The sequence below is a fragment of the Chitinophaga sp. sic0106 genome, from assembly GCF_019219075.1.
Classification (GTDB): Bacteria; Bacteroidota; Bacteroidia; order Chitinophagales; family Chitinophagaceae; genus Chitinophaga.
Map to the genome: position 1 here is coordinate 198,931 of NZ_JAHUWJ010000011.1, position 16,926 is coordinate 215,856.

Annotated in this window: 12 protein-coding genes; all 12 read left to right on the forward strand. The window is 48.5% G+C overall.

The features are described from left to right. Positions 1 to 83 precede the first annotated feature (83 nt). The 12 genes from KW844_RS17700 (at position 84) to KW844_RS17755 (ending at position 16,899) form a co-directional block, all read left to right on the forward strand. A complete protein-coding gene (locus tag KW844_RS17700; protein ID WP_218378106.1) occupies positions 84 to 986 on the forward strand; it encodes a sugar phosphate nucleotidyltransferase in 903 nt (300 codons plus the stop codon). Next, positions 986 to 2,068: a phosphotransferase enzyme family protein gene (locus KW844_RS17705; protein ID WP_218378107.1), complete on the forward strand. Its 1,083-nt coding sequence runs from the start codon at positions 986 to 988 to the stop codon at positions 2,066 to 2,068. Before KW844_RS17700 ends, KW844_RS17705 begins: the two co-directional genes overlap by 1 nt. Positions 2,069 to 2,716: 648 nt before the next feature. Further along, positions 2,717 to 3,619 carry a branched-chain amino acid transaminase gene (locus tag KW844_RS17710; RefSeq protein ID WP_218378108.1) on the forward strand — a complete coding sequence of 301 codons (903 nt, stop codon included), beginning with the start codon at positions 2,717 to 2,719 and terminating at the stop codon, positions 3,617 to 3,619. A gap of 312 nt (positions 3,620 to 3,931) precedes the next feature. Further along, the gene (gene ilvD / locus KW844_RS17715; RefSeq protein WP_218378109.1) at positions 3,932 to 5,611 is read left to right on the forward strand and encodes a dihydroxy-acid dehydratase; all 1,680 of its coding nucleotides are present in this window, start codon (positions 3,932 to 3,934) and stop codon (positions 5,609 to 5,611) included. Next, entirely contained in the window at positions 5,577 to 7,328 is a 1,752-nt protein-coding gene (gene ilvB, locus KW844_RS17720; protein WP_370626498.1) for a biosynthetic-type acetolactate synthase large subunit, read from the forward strand. Before ilvD ends, ilvB begins: the two co-directional genes overlap by 35 nt. Before the next feature lie 48 nt (positions 7,329 to 7,376). Beyond that, positions 7,377 to 7,913 (forward strand): acetolactate synthase small subunit, encoded by a 537-nt coding sequence (gene ilvN / locus KW844_RS17725; protein WP_218378110.1) that lies wholly within the window; start codon positions 7,377 to 7,379, stop codon positions 7,911 to 7,913. A gap of 80 nt (positions 7,914 to 7,993) precedes the next feature. Then, positions 7,994 to 9,040 (forward strand): ketol-acid reductoisomerase, encoded by a 1,047-nt coding sequence (ilvC, locus tag KW844_RS17730; protein WP_218378111.1) that lies wholly within the window; start codon positions 7,994 to 7,996, stop codon positions 9,038 to 9,040. A gap of 57 nt (positions 9,041 to 9,097) precedes the next feature. Next, positions 9,098 to 10,357, forward strand: coding sequence for a threonine ammonia-lyase IlvA (ilvA, locus tag KW844_RS17735; protein WP_218378112.1), 1,260 nt, complete (start codon positions 9,098 to 9,100; stop codon positions 10,355 to 10,357). Positions 10,358 to 10,601: 244 nt separating this feature from the next. Further along, complete coding sequence (locus KW844_RS17740; RefSeq protein ID WP_218378113.1) at positions 10,602 to 11,402, forward strand: SDR family NAD(P)-dependent oxidoreductase; 801 nt, start codon at positions 10,602 to 10,604, stop codon at positions 11,400 to 11,402. A gap of 10 nt (positions 11,403 to 11,412) precedes the next feature. Beyond that, positions 11,413 to 12,552 (forward strand): FAD-binding oxidoreductase, encoded by a 1,140-nt coding sequence (locus KW844_RS17745; protein ID WP_218378114.1) that lies wholly within the window; start codon positions 11,413 to 11,415, stop codon positions 12,550 to 12,552. 93 nt (positions 12,553 to 12,645) lie between these two features. Then, positions 12,646 to 15,024, forward strand: coding sequence for a glycoside hydrolase N-terminal domain-containing protein (locus tag KW844_RS17750; RefSeq protein WP_218378115.1), 2,379 nt, complete (start codon positions 12,646 to 12,648; stop codon positions 15,022 to 15,024). Between the two features lie 198 nt (positions 15,025 to 15,222). Then, complete coding sequence (locus KW844_RS17755; RefSeq protein WP_218378116.1) at positions 15,223 to 16,899, forward strand: sodium/sugar symporter; 1,677 nt, start codon at positions 15,223 to 15,225, stop codon at positions 16,897 to 16,899. Positions 16,900 to 16,926: the final 27 nt, after the last annotated feature.

Below are 16,926 nucleotides of genomic sequence, written 5' to 3' on the forward strand. Positions count from 1 at the left end.
CTGTGAAAATAGGAAGTATTGATTAAATTTAGCGCCGATTATTTCAGGTAAATAATTGAAAACTATAAATCTAAAACAAACAAATGCAACCGACTTTATTGATTTTGGCGGCCGGTATGGCCAGTCGTTATGGCAGTTTGAAGCAAATCCAGCAATTTGGCCCCAGCGGTGAAACTATCATTGATTACTCTATTTATGATGCAATACGCGCAGGATTTGGTAAAATAGTATTTATCATCCGCGAGAGCTTTGAAAAAGAATTCAAAGAGATATTTGAGCCTAAGCTGAAAGGCCGTGTGGCTACAGATTACGTGTTCCAGGATATGGATTCTTATATTGGCAAGTATGAAGTACCTGCCGACAGAACCAAGCCCTGGGGTACGGCACATGCGATCTTATGTGCAAAAGAGGCCATCAACGAGCCATTTGCGGTAATTAACGCCGATGACTTTTATGGTGCAGATGCATTCGTGAAAATGGCTGATTTCCTGAAAGGGGAGGCAAAAGCCGATATATACAGCGTAGTGGGCTATGAACTGGGCAAAACTATCAGTGAGCACGGTTCTGTATCCCGCGGCGTTTGCGCAGTGGATGGTGCAGGCTTCCTGTCGGCCATCAACGAGCGTACAAAAATCTATTCCGACAACGGCGTTATCGTTTATGAAGAAGCTGATGGCAGCAAACATCCGCTTTCTGCTGAAACACCGGTGTCTATGAACTTCTGGGGCTTTGATCCCAGCGTATTCGACTTAAGCCAGGACCTGTTTTATGAGTTCCTGGAGAACAGTCGGAGCAATCCAAAAGCAGAATTTTTCATTCCTATTGTAGCCGATGAGTTCATCAAACGCGGCAAGGGTAAAGTGAAAGTGCTGCCAACCAGTGCTCAGTGGTTTGGTGTAACCTACAAAGAGGATGCACCAGGCGTACAGGCTAGCCTCAATGAGCTGGTTGCCAAAGGAGCATATCCCAACAATTTATGGAAATAATGCCCAACAAGCTAATCCTTCAGGCTTTCGGACTTGAGCCTGAAGGATTAAATGTCCGACGATTTGGATCAGGACACATCAACAACACTTTTCTGCTCGAAAAGAAAGAGGATGGCAAGCGGTACGTTCTACAAAAAATCAACGTGAACGTATTCAGGGAACCAGGAATTATCGCCGCAAATCAAAGAATGGCAGCTGATTATCTGGCAATTCATCATCCGGGGTATCTGTTCATCACGCCTATCCCCACCGTAAATGGCGATGAGCTGTATGTGATGGACAACGAATACTGGCGAATGATTCCCTTTATTGCCGATTCCGTGACGGTGGATCAGGCAGATAACCCGAAGCAGGCTTATGAGGCAGCCAAACAATTTGGACGCCTGGCTAATTACCTTACGGGCATCGACCTGAAACCGTTTAAAGCTTCTATTCCAAACTTTCACAATCTTACGCTGCGTTACGCCGCTTTTCAGGAAGCCATCCGCAACGCCGCCGAAGACAGGAAAGCAGCAGCAGAAGAGATGATTGAAGAATTCCTCCGCTACTCCGACATCGCAGTAACGTACGAGCAGCTGAAAACAAATCCGGAATTCAGGGACCATCTGATGCACCACGATACCAAGATCAACAACGTATTACTCAACAAGGATACATTCGAAGGTATATGTGTTTGCGACCTGGATACACTGATGCCCGGTAAAATTATCTCCGACCTTGGCGACATGATCAGAACTTATGTTTGCCCTGTTTCAGAAGAGGAAAGAGATTTCAGCCAGATCGTTATTCGAGAAGCGTATTTCGAAGCACTCATGCAGGGATACCTTGGAGAAATAGGCGGCACCTTAACAACGGTGGAAAAAGAACAACTGTTCTTCGCTGGAAAGTTCATGATCTACATGCAAGGTATACGATTCCTCACCGATTATCTCAATGGTGACATCTACTACCCAATCAAGTATCCGACAAACAATTTTGATCGCGCAAAAAACCAGCTGATACTATTACAGCGGTTGATCGAAAAACAAGATGTATTGCAGGCTATCATCAACAAATGCTTGCTCGTCAGTGAACAGGTTTAGAAAAGTGAACAAAAGAAATGAAGCTATTTTAAAGCCGTTTCCGCTCAGGGAACGGCTTTCCTGTTTTTAGCCGCCACCAGGCAACAGCCGCATGCAAATACCGCCATAGCCATCGCTCTGCTTTCATGAGGTTCCTCAAAAGGTCGCCCGGTTTAGGGCCAGGGGGCGTAGAGGCGTGCCCGATGCCGGGGTTTTGACGCAGCAAAAGCCCCGAAATGAGAAATTAAGGTCAGTTTTACACAAAAAAACTACTGCTATATGTCTACCGATTTTGTGATTTGTTTAGAATGTGCCTAACAAATTGACTTCTTTTTTGAATATTTTCAAAAACCCTTATAGCAATTAATTTTTGACGAAATATTTGACACTTTGTTGTTTTTTATTTTAACCACCCATACTTTTGTATCGATAGAAAAAAATATCACTAGCCTCCATGTGGGTAAATAAAGACAATATAAAACTTAATCACATCGTAGCACAGTTGAACTGGGCTATCACGAAGGTCGTGATTATTGTCGTTGTCATTATTAGCCACCATTTCGGAGGATAGGTCCACGTGCATATAACACACTTAAATACGCCTTCCTCCGCAAAGAGGAAGGCTTTTTTTTTGGGATCATATTTGACGATGCTAATAATTTCAATTTTATGTATAGCTATTACAACGACAACACCATTCTTTTCCTCGACGGTGAATACCGTAAAGCAGCCGAATCTAAAATAGACCTGTACGGCCAGTCTCTCCACTATGGATACGCAGTTTTTGAAGGCATCCGCGCCTATAAAACCGCTAGCGGTGAAGTAAAAATCTTCAAGGCCAAAGAACACTACGACCGTCTCCGTCGCTCCTGCGAATTAATCCACATCCCGTTCAAATGGACGAATGAAGAACTCATCGAAGCTACTTACAAGGTGTTGGAGCTGAATAACATGGAAGAAGCGTACATCAGACCACTGGTTTTCTGTCCGCCAAACATGACATTGAAAGGTGCGTCTGAAGCACATATCCTCATCTGCGCATGGGAATGGGGTGCTTACCTCGGTGAAAAACTGCTGAAGATCATGACCTCCTCCTTTGAGCGTCCGAATCCGAAAGCATTCAAAATCGAATCCAAATCAGCAGGCCTGTACGTAAACTCGATACTCGCCTCCCAGGAAGCAAAAGACAAAGGCTACGACGAAGGACTGCTCCTGGATCAGGCAGGATACGTTGCTGAAGGCCCTGGTGCCAACGTCTTCTTTGAAAAAGACGGCAAGGTATTCACACCGCCATTAGGCTCCATCCTCCCCGGTATCACCCGCGCTACCGTAATTGAACTCTGCCACGAACTGAACATCCCGCTCGAAGAAAAACTCTTTACCATCGACGAACTGAAAACAGCTGACGCAGCCTGGTTCTGCGGTACCGCTGCAGAAGTAGTAGGTCTGGATTCCCTGGATGGTCAGCCTTTCGGCAAACCATGGGCGCAATCCCTCGGTAAACTGCTCCAGCAGGCTTATAAAGCTAAAGTGCTGGAAAAAGAATTCGAACGCGCTGAACAATTAGCATAAATCTCTCTACAGAAGGCATTGAGTATGAACACACCGGAGTTTTAACGGCCTCATACTGTTAACTGTACTTCAGTCAATGTAATTAGCTTTATAATTCGTACTGAATGCCTTCTGTTTTTTTTGAAGACCGTAAAACCGAAAAGTGAAAATCCCTGTCCAATAAGGGTTTGCGGGCAAGAAGGCCAAATTTGAAGACCGGTATTAGATGAATTCTTAGTTTGACTATCACACTTTCACCTTCTAATTTTAAACCAACTTTTAAAATAGGATTACTATAAACCGTTGGTAATCTACACTAACAAAACAACAGCAATGGAATTGAACAAGTACAGCAAAACGATCACCCAGGATCCTACGCAACCAGCTGCTCAGGCGCAGCTGCATGCTATCGGGCTGACAGACGAAGATCTGAAAAAAGCTCAGGTGGGCGTGGTAAGCATGGGCTATGATGGCAATCCCTGTAATATGCACCTGAATGACCTCGCAAAAGTGGTGAAAGCCGCCGTCTGGGCAAATGACCTGGTAGGCCTCAGCTTCCACACCATTGGCGTGAGCGACGGTATTAGCAACGGTACCCCGGGTATGCGTTACTCCCTCGTTAGCCGCGATCTGATTGCTGACTCTATTGAAACTGTTGTTGGTGCACAGTATTATGATGCTGTAATCACCGTGCCGGGCTGCGATAAAAATATGCCTGGCTCTCTCATGGCCATGGGCCGCCTCAACCGCCCAGGTATCATGATCTACGGTGGTACTACCGCTCCAGGTAAATGGAAAGGTCAGGACCTCAACATCATCTCCGCCTTCGAAGCACTGGGCCAGAAAATGGCTGGTACCATTGCTGAAGAAGACTTTAAAGGCATCGTACACAATGCCTGCCCTGGCGCCGGCGCCTGTGGCGGTATGTATACCGCTAATACCATGTCTTCCGCCGCTGAAGCACTCGGTATGAGCCTGCCTTACAGCTCATCCAACCCCGCGCTGAGCCAGGAAAAAAAGGACGAATGCCAGGCAGCTGGTAAATTCATCCGCCTGCTCCTCGAAAAAGATATTAAACCACGCGATATCATGACCAAAGAAGCATTCGAAAATGCTATCACCGTCGTTATCGCACTGGGTGGAAGTACCAACGCTGTCATCCACCTCATCGCCGTTGCTAAATCCGTAGGTGTAAGCGTTACACTGGAAGATTTCCAACGCCTCAGCGACACCACCCCACTGATCGCAGATCTGAAACCAAGTGGTAAATACCTCATGGAAGATCTTCACAACATCGGTGGTGTACCTCTGGTAATGAAATACCTGCTGAAAGCCGGTCGCCTCCATGGCCATTGCCTCACCGTAACAGGTAAAACCATCGCTGAAAACCTGGAGTCAATCGCCGATATCGACTTCAGCTCCCAGGATATCATTGTTCCACTGGAGAAACCGCTCAAAGCAACCGGTCATATCCAGGTATTATACGGTAACCTCGCCACCCAAGGCTCCGTTGCCAAAATCACCGGTAAAGAAGGTGAGAAATTCAAAGGCCCTGCCCGCGTATTCGATGGTGAGTTCGAACTCATCGCCGGTATCCAGTCAGGCCGCGTAAAATCAGGCGATGTAGTAGTAATTCGCCAGGTAGGCCCTAAAGGTGCACCAGGCATGCCGGAAATGCTGAAACCAACCTCCGCTATCATGGGCGTAGGCCTCGGTAAAAGCGTGGCACTGATCACCGATGGCCGCTTCTCCGGCGGTACCCACGGCTTCGTAGTAGGGCATATCACCCCTGAAGCCTTTGAAGGTGGTACCATCGCACTCGTTCAGGACAACGATATCATTGAAATAGATGCAGTGAACAATACCATCAATGTAGAAGTGAGCGATGAAGAACTGGCCGCACGCCGCGCCAGCTGGATACAGCCTGCATTGAAAGCATCCAACGGAATCTTATTTAAGTACGCAAAACTTGTAAAAAATGCAACAGAAGGATGTGTTACCGATGAAGCCTGAGACAGAGGCAGATAAGCGGTCAGCCGTTAAACCTGTAATCACCGGTTCAGAAGCGGTTATCCGCTCCCTGATCGCTGAAGGGGTAGAAACCATCTTCGGTTACCCCGGTGGTGCAATCATGCCAATCTATGACGCCCTGTACGACTTCCAGGACCAGGTGCATCATATCCTGGTGAGGCACGAACAAGGTGCTACGCACGCCGCGCAAGGGTATTCCCGCGCTTCCGGCAAAGTAGGTGTAGCCTTCGCTACCTCCGGCCCCGGCGCTACCAACCTGGTAACAGGCCTGGCAGATGCTTATATGGACAGTACCCCTATGGTCTGCATCACCGGTCAGGTGGCAGCAACCTTACTCGGTACCGACGCTTTTCAGGAAACAGACGTGATCGGCATCACCATGCCCATCACTAAATGGAATATACAGGTCACCCGCCAGGAAGACATTCCAGGCGCCATCGCCAAAGCATTCTATATCGCCCGCAGCGGCCGCCCAGGCCCTGTGCTGGTAGATATCACCAAGAATGCCCAGGTAGGTACCTTCGAATTCGAATACAATAAATGCGAATTTATCCGCAGCTACCAACCGGTACCTGAACTGGATAATGAAGCCGTTACCGCTGCCGCAGCACTGATCAACAGCGCTAAAAAACCTTACATCTTCTGTGGCCACGGCGTATTACTCTCCGGTGCAGAAAATGAATTGTTATCACTGGCAGAAAAAGCACAGATTCCTATCGCCTCCACACTGCTGGGCCTCTCCGCCGTTCCGGTGGACCACCCGCTGTACGGTGGATTGTTAGGAATGCACGGTAACTACGCACCTAATATGCTCACCTGCGAATGCGACCTCGTAATCGCAGTAGGTATGCGCTTCGATGATCGTGTAACCGGCGACGTTACCACCTTCGTTAAACAGGCGAAAGTGATACACATCGAAATCGATGCCGCCGAAATCAATAAAATCATTCCTGCTGACATCGCCATCCTGGCAGATGCGAAAGAAGCGCTCAGCGCCCTTTCACAGCTGGTAATGCCGGCAAAGCACGACGCCTGGCTCGAAGAGTTCCGCTTCGGCCATAAAAAAGAATATGATAAGGTACAGCACCGCGAACTTTATCCGGAATCCGGTGAGATCAAGATGGCAGAAACCGTACGTCTCATCTCCGAAAAAACAAATGGCGAAGCCATCCTGGTAACAGACGTTGGTCAACACCAGATGATCGCTTCCCGCTACTACCGCTTCAAAAATCCAAATACCAATATCACTTCCGGTGGTATGGGTACCATGGGCTTCTCCATCCCTGCCGCCATGGGCGCCAAAATGGGAGCTCCGGAAAAAGAAGTAATCGCTGTAGTAGGTGATGGCTGTTTCCAGATGACTTTACAGGAGCTGGGTACCATTTATCAGTCACAAATCGGCTGCAAAATGGTGATCCTGAACAACAACTTCCTGGGAATGGTAAGGCAGTGGCAGCAACTGTTCTTTGATAAAAGATATTCCTCCACCGAAATGGTGAATCCTGATTTTATACAGATTGCCAAAGGATTCTTTATCCCTGGCAAAAAAGTTACAGCAAGGGAAGATCTCGCCGCAGCAATTGACGAGATGCTCGCACACAAAGGCGCTTATCTGCTGGAAGTAGTGGTGGAAAAAGAAGACAACGTATTCCCCATGGTACCTGCAGGAGCACCGGTCTCCACTATCCGCCTGGAGTAGTACCCGCAGTAACACCCGTATTGTTTATCAGAAATTCACAACAACATTATGCAAAAGGAATATACAGTTACGGTATATACAGAGGATCGTATTGGTATCACCAACCGTATCACCATCATATTCACCCGTCGCGGGATCAACATCACCAGTCTCACCACTGCTGAAACAGAAATCCCTGGCGTATTCAAATTCGTTATAACGGTATTGTCTACACGCGAAAAACTGGACAAGGTAGTTGGCCAGATTGAGCGACTGATTGAGATTCACCGTGCATTTGTACACGAAGAAGATGAGGTGGTATACCAGGAGCTGGCACTCTATAAAATCTCTACCAAAGCACTGCATACCGCAGGAGATGTAGAGAAGCTGATCCGCGAGAATAACGCGCGTATCCTCACTATCACTGCCGATTATTTCGTAATAGAAAAAACAGGACATCAGCAGGAGCTGACAGATTTCATCAAGAAGCTGGAGCCGTATGGACTGATAGAATATACTAAGAGCGGGCGCGTAGCGATTGTCAAGTGGAGCCGTCGTTTCCATGAACATCTCAAAGAACTGGATAAATCAGTAGCCAGCTATTAATCGGAAAAAATAATATTCATTCACAATTTCACACCTGGCCTCCCGCAGTAGCTGTAGGCCAATGCAAAAAAAAACACAACATGGCAACCATCAATTTTGGCGGCGTACTCGAAGAAGTAGTAACCAGAGAAGAATTCCCTATGGAAAAAGCTAGGGAAGTGCTGAAAAACGAAGTGATTGCAGTTATCGGTTACGGTGTGCAAGGCCCAGGCCAGGCACTGAACCTGAAAGATAACGGCTTCAACGTTATCGTTGGTCAACGTAAAAACTCTGCAACCTGGGATAAAGCTGTTGCTGACGGCTGGGTACCAGGCGAAACACTGTTTGACATTGAAGAAGCAGCTGCGAAAGGTACTATTATTCAGTTCCTCCTGTCTGATGCTGGTCAGATCACCCTGTGGCCTACGCTGAAAAAACACCTGACTCCAGGTAAAGCACTGTACTTCTCTCATGGTTTTGGTATCACTTACAAAGAGCAGACCGGCATCGTTCCTCCTGCTGACGTAGATGTGATCCTCGTAGCTCCTAAAGGTTCTGGTACTTCCCTGCGCCGCCTGTTCCTGGCTGGTCAGGGTCTGAACTCCAGCTACGCTATCTTCCAGGATGCAACTGGTCGCGCTAAAGAACGCGTAGTAGCACTGGGTATCGGCGTTGGTTCCGGCTACCTGTTCGAAACAGATTTCAAAAAAGAAGTATTCTCTGACCTCACCGGCGAACGTGGTTCCCTGATGGGTTGTATCCAGGGTATCTTCGCTGCTCAATACGAAACACTGCGTAAAAACGGTCACTCTCCATCTGAAGCATTCAACGAAACTGTTGAAGAGCTGACACAGTCTCTGATGCCACTGGTAGCAGAAAACGGTATGGACTGGATGTATGCTAACTGCTCTACTACTGCTCAGCGCGGTGCGCTCGACTGGTGGAAGAAGTTCAAAGCAGCTACCCAGCCTGTATTCGACGAACTGTATCAATCAGTTGCTGAAGGTAAAGAAGCAGCACGTTCTATCGCTTCCAACAGTACCGCTGACTACCGCGAGAAACTGAACGAAGAACTGAAAGAACTGCGCGAAAGCGAAATGTGGCAGGCAGGTGCAGCAGTACGCAAACTGCGCCCTAACAACGCCTAATATCATATAACAGGTTGCGGAACTTTCCGCAACCTGTTTTCAAATCTTTTCTATTTTATGTCCACCAATACTTCCCTGGGCGTCAGCCCGCTAAATATACTGGATGCGGCTGTGAAACTTAAACCAGTTGTTAACCGCACGCCGCTCACTTATTCTGCAACCCTCTCCCGCCGCTATAACTGCGATGTATACCTGAAAAGAGAGGATATGCAAATTGTACGTTCTTATAAATTGCGTGGGGCATATAACCTGATTAGCAGCCTTCCTGCCGAATTGCTGGCAAAAGGCGTTACCTGCGCCAGCGCCGGTAACCATGCACAGGGCTTTGCCTATGCATGTAAAGCAATGAATATTAAAGGCGTGGTTTTCATGCCTATCATTACACCTAAACAAAAAGTTACACAGGTACGTATGTTCGGTGGCGATAACATCGAAATACGCCTGGTAGGAGATACCTTTGATGATTGCTCCGCAGAAGCACAGGTATTCACCAAAGCAGAAGGTATGACCTTTATCCCGCCGTTCGATAACCCGAAAATTATCGAAGGCCAGGGAACCGTAGCCGTGGAAATTCTGGAAGATCAGCAACATATCGACTTCCTGTTTGTACCGGTAGGCGGCGGCGGCCTCGCAGCCGGCGTAGGTACTTATTTTCAGACCTACAGCCCTCATACATGTATTATCGGCGTAGAGCCGGAAGGTGCACCCTCCATGCTCCGCGCACTGGAAAACGGTAGCCCTGTTACCCTCGGCGATATCGAAAGATTTGTGGACGGCGCAGCCGTAAAACGTGTAGGCACCCTCAACTATGAAATATGTAAGGAAGTACTGGAAAAAATGCACCTCGTAAACGAAGGTAAAGTTTGCTCCACCATCCTCAAATTATATAACGAAGACGCTATCGTAGTGGAACCGGCAGGAGCCTTGTCTATTGCCGCACTCGACGATTTTGCCGATGAAATCCGTGGCAAAAAAGTAGTGTGCGTCATCAGCGGTAGCAACAACGACATCGACCGTATGCAGGAAATCAAAGAAAGATCCCTGCTGTATGAAGGCCTGAAACACTACTTTATTGTACGTTTCGCACAGCGCCCGGGAGCACTGAAAGACTTCCTGAACCATGTCCTCGGTCCAAACGATGATATTACCCGCTTCGAATACATCCAGAAGCATAACAAGGAAGCAGGTCCGGCACTGATTGGCATTGAACTGGGCAAAAAGGAAGATTACGATCTACTCATCGCCAACTTCCGCAAGTATAACCTGAACTTTACTGAACTTAATAAAGATGATAACCTGTTCGGTTATCTCGTGTAAGACGATTTTTTTACTGCTGATTGATTAAAAGGGATTGCCGCTTAAAGTGGTAATCCCTTTTGGTTTTTAACAGCGTTAAGTGCAGGGCCGAAGGGCCTGCACTTAACGCTGATTTTATCACAATTAGGTCAGCTCATAACTATCTATACCGTGGGGAAGCAGGGCGGGTGCCCTGCTTCCCCCAAGGGGGCCTCTAAAAGGAAAAATTTCAGTAGCTTAGAATATCATCTCTCAAAAGAAAAAAATGGATCTGAAGTTAAACGGAAAAGTAGCCATCGTTACCGGTGGCAGCAAAGGAATAGGCAAAGCCATCGCGGAATCCCTGCTCAAAGAAGGTGCAAAAGTGGTGATCAGCGCCCGCAACGCCGATGAAGTAGAAGACACTGCCGCCACCCTTCGCCTGGCAGGCTACGATGTTACCGCCGTACCAGCCGATATGGCCCAAAAAGCAGACCTGGAGCAACTGGTAGCGGCTGCCCTGCACCGCTATGGCCGTATCGACATACTCGTGAACAACGCCGGCACCATCGATACCTTTGCACCCATCGCCGACATCACGCTGGACCAATGGCGCTATATCTTTGAAGTCAATTTCTTTGGCGTGGTGGAACTCACCAACCTCGTAATTCCAGTGATGCTGAAGGAAAAAGGCGGACGGATTATCAACATCTCTTCGGAAAATGCTGTACAGCCCGATCCGATGATGGGACACTATAACGCCACCAAAGCAGCACTGAATAACTATTCCAAAACTTTATCCATGAACTATGGAAAGGATAATATCCTGGTAAACACCGTTTCCCCGGCTTTTATCCGCACGCCATTACTGGATAATATGCTGGATAAAATGGCCGCAGATGCGGGCATCAGTCAGGAGGAAGCCGCCCGCAAATTCCTGAAAGACAACCGGCCATATCAATCTCTTGGCCGCGCCGGTACCATGGAAGAAACTGCCGGCATCGTCGCCTTCCTGGCTTCCGATCAGGCCTCGTTTATTACCGGCGCCGTTTTCCGCGTGGATGGCGGCTCGGTAGGTACTGTATAAATCTGTAATTATGTTGAGCTATTGGGAGAAGCAAAGCCTGCTGCAATACGATTACATTATAGTGGGCAGCGGTATCGTGGGATTATCCACTGCCATCAGTCTGAAAGAGGCGGACGGAAATGCCCGGGTACTGGTGCTGGAAAGGGCCATCCTGCCCACCGGCGCCAGTACCAAAAACGCAGGCTTTGCCTGCATCGGCAGCCTCACAGAAATACTGGCGGACCTGCAAACCATGCCGGAGCAAGAAGTGCTGCAGCTGGTACAACTCCGCTACGAAGGGCTGCAACTGCTGCGGCAGCGCTTAGGTGATAACGCGATCGGCTACACGGAAAATGGCAGCTATGAGCTCATCACCTCCCACGACGAATGGGCGCTCGGGCAACTGGACACCGTTAATAACCTTCTGGGTAACTTCTTCCCGCAAAAAGCTTTTACCATGGCAGACAATAAGCTCCCTGCATTCGGGTTCAACCGGAATGTGGTAAAAGCTGTGGTCAGCAATACTTACGAAGGAGAATTACACAGCGGTAAAATGATGCGCAGTCTAATTGATTTATGTTTTCGTTTAGGCGTTGAAGTTAAAACAGGTGCAGACGTTGCACGAATAGAAGATTTGGGCACAAGCGTAAATGTTGTAGTGCCACATGCGCTTCTCAAAGAAGAACTGATTTTCTCCGCACGCAAATTGATCATCTGCACCAACGCTTTCACCAAACAACTGTTACCCGATGTGGAAGAACTGATGCCCGGTCGCGGACAAGTGCTCATCACCAACCCTATCCCCAACCTCCGCTTCAAAGGTATCTTTCATTTCGAAGAAGGATTCTATTACTTCAGAGAGTTAGAAGGACGTGTACTCTTCGGAGGTGGCCGCCAGCTGGACTTCTCAGGAGAATCTACTACAGAATTTCAGTATAACGACCGTATTCAACATCAGCTGGAAGAATTACTGCGCACCGTTATTTTGCCAGATACACCATTCACCGTAGCCGACCGCTGGACGGGTATTATGGCATTTGGTAAAACTAAACAGCCTATTATCCAACATTATTCTCCTAATGTGATACTTGGGGTGAGAATGGGTGGAATGGGCGTAGCCATTGGGGCTAAAGTAGGAGAGGTGCTGGCAGGGATGGTCTCTCGCCTCTGATCCTATCCTCCCTCATCCTGATACCCTTTTCACTCCCTATTGCGCTGGCTTTTTATTTTGCCTATTTTGTTAGCAAGATATTATTAGCCACACATGAAAAAGATATTATTGATTGCCCTATTGGCAAGCGGTTCCACGTACGCGCAACAAAAACTTCCCCTTAAGCTATGGTACAAGCAGCCCGCCACCAAATGGATGGAGGCCCTGCCTGTTGGTAACGGCCGACTCGGCGCCATGGTGTACAGCCATCCGCAAACGGAAACAATCCAGGTAAACGAGGAAAGCCTGTGGGCCGGTGTCCACTATAACGACGCTAATCCTAACAGTCTTCGTGTACTCGATTCCGTAAGGCAGCTCCTCTTCGCCGGCAAAAATGCGGAGGCCGTAAAGCTCGCCAGACCCAACATGCTGGCTGTGGCCGCAGAAAATTCAAATATGCTCCTGCGCAATTTCAGGTCGTACCAAACCTTCATGAACGTGAACTTCCTGAATGGGAATAGCAACTACACAAACTATAAACGGGAGCTCGACCTCACCACCGGCGTTATCACGAGCAGTTACAGTAGTAACGGTGTCACCTATACGCAGCAGGTTTTCGCATCTGCCCCGGAAAATAAAATAGTGATAAAGCTGAGTGCCGGCAAAGGCGGTACTATCAATACCACCTTGTTCCTTACCAGGCCGGATGATTCCAAAGGCGCCGGCAATCAGTATAAAGACTGCACCACCCGCACCGATGGGACCCACAGGATTCTCCTGACCGGCCAGATTGACGATAAAGACCCGAACCAGGGGCCTGAAGGCAAGCATATGAAATTTGCCGGATCGGTGACCGTCACTAACCAGGGCGGGCAAATTCATGCCGTAAACGACAGCCTGAAGGTCAGCAACGCTACTTCCCTGGTATTGGTCATCGATGCTGCCACCAACTACGATTTCACTCACCTGACCTTTGATGATAGCATCGACCCGAAAGCCTTGCTGGATAAAGCAGCTGCAAAGCCACTGCCAGCATACGCCCAGCTGCTGGCCGACCAGCAAAAGGACCATGCCGCGCTCATGAACCGTGTGCAGTTCAGTCTTACCGGCAAAACCGACAACCTGCCTACCGACGAGTTGCTGAAAAAAGTACAGGCAGGGGCGTATGATCCCTACCTCACAACTTTATTATTCCAGTATGGCCGCTATCTGCTCATCGGCTCCTCACGGGCACCAGGTAAGCTGCCGGCAAACCTCCAGGGGATCTGGAATAATCATATCAACGCACCGTGGCAGTCGGACTTCCATACCAACATCAACCTGCAGATGAACTACTGGCAGGCAGAAACCGGCAACCTGCCGGAAACCGTATCTCCGTTGGTAAACTTCATCAATAACATAGTGCCAGAGGGAGAAATCACCGCCGCCAAAATGTATGGCGCCCGTGGCTGGACCCTCCACCACGCCACCGATGCCTTCGGTAAAACCGGGCTGCAAAACGAAATGCATTACGGCACCTTCCCCATGGGTACCACCTGGACGCTGATGCATTTCTGGGATCACTACGACTACAACCGTAATATTAAATTCCTTGCTGATACAGCCTATCCGGCAATGGTATCCCATGCCCGGTTCATCAAGGATTTCCTGGTGAAGAGCCCCGAAGGATACCAGGTGTCAGCGCCGGCGTATTCCCCGGAAAACTCTTTTGTCGACCCAAATACCGGCAAAGGACAATCCCTGACCTATGGCCCTACCATGGATAACCAGATTATACGCGAGTTCCTGACCCGCTATATCACTGCAGCGCATATACTGGGAAAAGACCCGTCATTTGCCGACAGCATGCAGCAGGTCGTAAACCAGCTGCCGCCTACCCGCCTGGGCAAAGATGGCCGCATTATGGAATGGATTAAAGATTATGAAGAAGCCGAGCCCGGCCACAGGCATATATCCCACCTGTTTAGCCTGTATCCCGGCAACCAGATTAACACCGCCACCCCTGACCTGTTTGCCGGCGCCCGTAAAACGCTGGATTACCGCCTCTCTCACGGTGGCGGACACACGGGCTGGTCGCGTGCATGGATCATTAATTTCTACGCCCGCCTTCGCGATGGGGAAAAAGTCTACGAAAACATCCAGGCCCTGTTTAAAAAATCTATCTACAGTAACCTGTTCGACGACCATCCGCCCTTCCAGATCGATGGTAACTTTGGCAGCGCCGCAGGCATCACCGAGGCCCTGATGCAAAGCGGAGACGGTACTATCGAATTATTACCCGCCCTGCCCGCCGCCTGGGCTGCCGGTAACATAAGTGGTATAAAGGCCCGTGGAGGGTATGAAATTACCATGGCCTGGCAAAACCATCAGTTGAAATCAGCAAGCCTTAAGAGCACCACCGGTGGGAAGGTAACGGTCACGTATAATGGAAAATCAGTAACGGTAAATCCGGCCAAAGGCCATACAGTGGCGCTGAAAGGTATCATTCAGTAAATGATATGGGTATCAAATGTTGCATTTTTTGTTAATGACCTTTGATATGTGGTGGAAAATGATAGTTTTGAAGCCGCAAAAAAACCGCAGGAATATTTACTGCGGTTTTTACTTTTTTAACACGTAGGTAAGGGTAAAAATTACATTTAAATTGCTAAATTGTTCCGCTATTTATTTTAACAACCACGTTTGAACGTTATGAATCACACTCTTCGCGGTATGGACTACCTTGTTTTCCTGATCTACTTTATCATCGTAGCAGGCTATGGGTATTACATCTACACAAAGAAAAAGAAAGCCACTACAGACTCAAAAGACTTTTTCCTGGCGGAAGGATCTCTTACCTGGTGGGCAATTGGCGCTTCGCTTATTGCATCTAACATTTCTGCTGAGCAATTTATCGGTATGTCCGGCAACGGATTCAATATCGGGCTCGCAATTTCTACCTACGAGTGGATGGCAGCAGCAACCCTGATTGTGGTGGCTGTATTCTTCCTGCCCATCTACCTCAAGAACAAGATTTACACCATGCCCCAGTTCCTGGAGAAGCGGTATAACCAAACGGTGGCCACCATCATGGCCGTGTTCTGGCTATTGCTGTACGTGGTGGTAAACCTGACGTCTATCCTGTACCTCGGAGCCCTGGCTATTACTACCATCTCCGGTATTAACTTCTACGTATGTATGGTATGCCTTGCGGTGTTTGCCATTATCATCACGCTGGGAGGTATGAAGGTAATCGGGTATACGGACGTGATCCAGGTGTTCTTCCTCATCCTGGGAGGTTTGGCTACTACCTACCTGGCGCTCCAGCTGGTATCCAAGCAATTCGGCAGCGAAGGCGTACTCAACGGTTTCAAGCTGATGACGCAGCATGCCAACGACCATTTCCACATGATCATCCACAAGGAAAATCCCAAGTACCTCGACCTACCCGGGCTCAGTGTACTCGTAGGGGGTATGTGGATCGTAAACCTGAACTATTGGGGTTGTAACCAGTACATCACACAGCGTGCGCTGGGTGCGGACCTCAAAACAGCCCGTAACGGTCTGCTCTTCGCAGGTTTCCTGAAACTCCTGATGCCTATCATCGTGGTATTGCCTGGTATCGCAGCCTACGTGCTGTGGAAAGAAGGGCAGTTCCAGACAGAAATGCTGAAAGATGGCTCCCTGAATGCGGATAACGCTTATCCGGTGCTGTTAAACCTGCTGCCTACCGGTCTGAAAGGCTTGTCCTTCGCCGCGCTCACAGCTGCAGTAGTAGCTTCACTGGCAGGTAAAGCCAACAGTATCTCTACCATCTTCACACTGGATATTTATAAGAAAATCTTCAATAAGGAAGCGGACGAGAAAAAGATTGTAAACGTAGGTCGTGCAGCCGTGGTAGTTACCATGGTGATCGCGATCGTAATTTCCAACTTCCTCGGTATCGATAAAAAAGGAGGCTTCCAGTTCATCCAGGAATATACCGGATTCGTATCGCCGGGTGTATTTGCCATGTTTGCGCTTGGCTTCTTCTGGAAACGCACAACCAGCAGCGCGGCGTTATTCGCCATGATCGGCGGTTTGCTGCTGTCCTTCTTCTTCAAATTCCTGCCGGCCTTTATGGACCTCCAGTTCCTCTACAACAGCGGCTGGGCGATCCTGAATCCTGACTCAGGTCTTTACGAAATGGCATTCCTCGACCGTATGGGTCTTGTGTTTGTAATCTGTGTAATCGGTATGATCATCATTACCCTGGCAGATCCTAAGAGTGCAAATAACCCTAAAGGGCTGGCCATCGATTCAAGCATGTTCAAGCCGTCCATTAGCTTTACCGTTGGTGCTGTACTGATCTGCGGTATCCTGATGGCACTCTACACAGTATACTGGTAGTAGTTTTTTTTATAGAGAGATATAACA